The sequence below is a fragment of the Schleiferilactobacillus shenzhenensis LY-73 genome (assembly GCF_000469325.1).
Lineage (GTDB): Bacteria > Bacillota > Bacilli > Lactobacillales > Lactobacillaceae > Schleiferilactobacillus > Schleiferilactobacillus shenzhenensis.
Window position 1 is genome coordinate 36,109 of sequence record NZ_KI271606.1, and the last position, 2,252, is coordinate 38,360.

3 protein-coding genes are annotated in these 2,252 nt (G+C 57.1%); all 3 read left to right on the forward strand.

Annotated elements, in window-relative coordinates; all coding sequences use genetic code 11:
- The first annotated feature begins 34 nt into the window (after positions 1 to 34).
- Genes L248_RS12980 through L248_RS15410 form a run of 3 tightly spaced genes read left to right on the forward strand, consistent with a single transcriptional unit; the run spans position 35 to position 2,171 of the window.
- A complete protein-coding gene (locus L248_RS12980; protein ID WP_022530712.1) occupies positions 35 to 232 on the forward strand; it encodes a hypothetical protein in 198 nt (65 codons plus the stop codon).
- Positions 216 to 1,475 (forward strand): BppU family phage baseplate upper protein, encoded by a 1,260-nt coding sequence (locus tag L248_RS12985; protein WP_040536832.1) that lies wholly within the window; start codon positions 216 to 218, stop codon positions 1,473 to 1,475. Before L248_RS12980 ends, L248_RS12985 begins: the two co-directional genes overlap by 17 nt.
- An 18-nt stretch (positions 1,476 to 1,493) precedes the next feature.
- The gene (locus L248_RS15410) at positions 1,494 to 2,171 is read left to right on the forward strand and encodes a carbohydrate-binding protein (protein ID WP_052000071.1); all 678 of its coding nucleotides are present in this window, start codon (positions 1,494 to 1,496) and stop codon (positions 2,169 to 2,171) included.
- Positions 2,172 to 2,252 lie beyond the last annotated feature (81 nt).

A 2,252-nucleotide genomic window follows, 5' to 3' on the forward strand; every position in this document is an offset into this window, starting at 1 on the left:
TTTCTATATTGGCGATGTTTAGAAGGAGGACAAAATGGACGCAAATCAACAGATCATCTCAGAGTTAGCGGGTAACCTGGGGCGGGATGTGGCCAACAAGGCCATCATTATCGCTCAGCAGACCGCCCAGATCAGTCAGCTACAGACCAAAATCGAGGCATTACAAAAACTGATCAAGGAGAGCGGGATCGACCCTGACGAGGAGGTGAAGCCAGATGCTGCAACAGATTAAACTCGACCTCAACAAGGTGGCAGCGCTCACCAATCAGACGCCTATCTTGCGTGTGGGCGATGCCAACGAGGTACTGCCTATCCAGCTGGACCGAGGCTGGCAGACGACCGACCTGACCACCGGTTCACTGGGCATCCACATCGAGAAGCCGGACGGTAAGATCGTCGACTTCGACCAAAGCAACGCAGCCGACCGCTTCCGGGGATTGACTAACAAGGGCTATGCTGAGATCACTCTACCTCCCGAGGTATATCAAGCCTCAGGCGACATCGCGGTGGCCTATGTCCGCCACACCGTGGGCAGCACAGTGGAGAGCAGCAGCAACTTCCAGATCCGCGTGCTCCCAGCGATCGGGTCCGGCGAGGCCAGTGACAACTACATTGCGGATGCCGGCAAGATCATCGACGACATCAAAACCAAAGCGGCAGCTGGACAGATTGCTCTGGATTCGGCCAAAAACACGGCAACAGCCGCCCAGGCGATCCTGACCGCCTTGCAGAAGAACAACCTAATGGGCGTCCAGCCGCTCAAATTCACGGGCGGCGACCTCAATGACGCCCCGATGGGCCTGATCTTTTCGGCCAACTCCGCCAACAGCCCGGAAAACTCGCCCGGCACGTATACCTGGACCATGGTCGAGCCTAACTGGGGCCAGACGATGCAGGTGTCCTGGATCAACTCCTCGGTCCACATGTATATGCGAATGAAGTGGCAGGGCGACAAGGTGTGGCAGCCCTGGACCAAGATCCCCAACAACGACGATATGGTCGCGGCGATCAAAGCCGCGGTTAAGGTCAACAGCGTCATCGGGACCAGCGGGATCGTCGCCGCAACTGACGCGGCCGGCAACGTGACCCTGTCAGCCGATCAGACCAAAGTGATGGGCATCCGGCCACAGCCGATGAGCGGCGGCGACCTCAACAACGCCGTCGACGGCCTGGTCTTTTCTGCAATCAGCAAAAACCGCCCGGGCAACGTCGACGGGGTCTGGGTTTGGACCATGACTGACCCGATGTTCGGACAAAAAATGCAGATTGCTTGGGAAAATCCCATGACCGGATTCCGCCCACATATGTACATCCGGCATAAATGGCAGGGCGCCAACGATGTCTACGATCCCTGGGTCCGCATCCCCAACGATGACGATATGGCCACGACCATTAAGTCCATCACAATCAATGGTGCGTCAATGCTCAAGCCGGATGCTAATGGCAACGTCAATCTGATCATTAAGGGTCAATAACTCAGGAGGTATAGATTAATGACAAAAGCAGTCTATGTGAGCACTAGCGAGTTCCCATTTGTGCCATTGGCGGGAGATGACGACGTGGTGGCCAAGCTCTACCAGTCACCGCCGTTTGTCCTGACTGCACCACCGGCGGATATGCCGTCACCCACGTTTGATCGCTTGCAGCAAAAGTGGGTATCGCTGGACGCAGATTATGCCAACAAGGCGGCTGCCGAGGCTAAACAAGCGGCGGATGAGGCCGCCAAGCAGGTCACCTTGACCAAGGACCAGCTCACTCAGGTCAACGGAGTGCTAGTCAAGGCGGCCGAGGTCATTGCAGCACCAGCGGCCGCCAGCACCGTCGACGACAAGACCGCCATGGCGCTAGCCGACATGTGGCCGACCTGGTCTGCATCCGCGGTCAAGTACACCAAGGGTCAAATCGTCAGTTATGACGGTCATCTCTACCGGGTCGTCCAGGATCACACCAGTCAAGCTGATTGGCTGCCGGGCAACGCCCCGTCACTGTTTGCACCGATCACGATCGACAACGACGGCATTGAGGAGTGGACCCAGCCGGGTGGGGCATACAATGCCTACGCCAAAGGCAAGCAGGTCAAGCACAACGGCCACATCTGGGAGAGTTTGGTGGACAGCAACAACTGGGAGCCGACTGCTGACGCGACCACCTTGTGGAAGCAGGTCAGCTGACAGGCTCTGCAAAGGAAGCGTGGTGAGACACTATGTGGAAGAACATTAGGATGAACCACTTCTGGTTCTTGACCGGCTTGG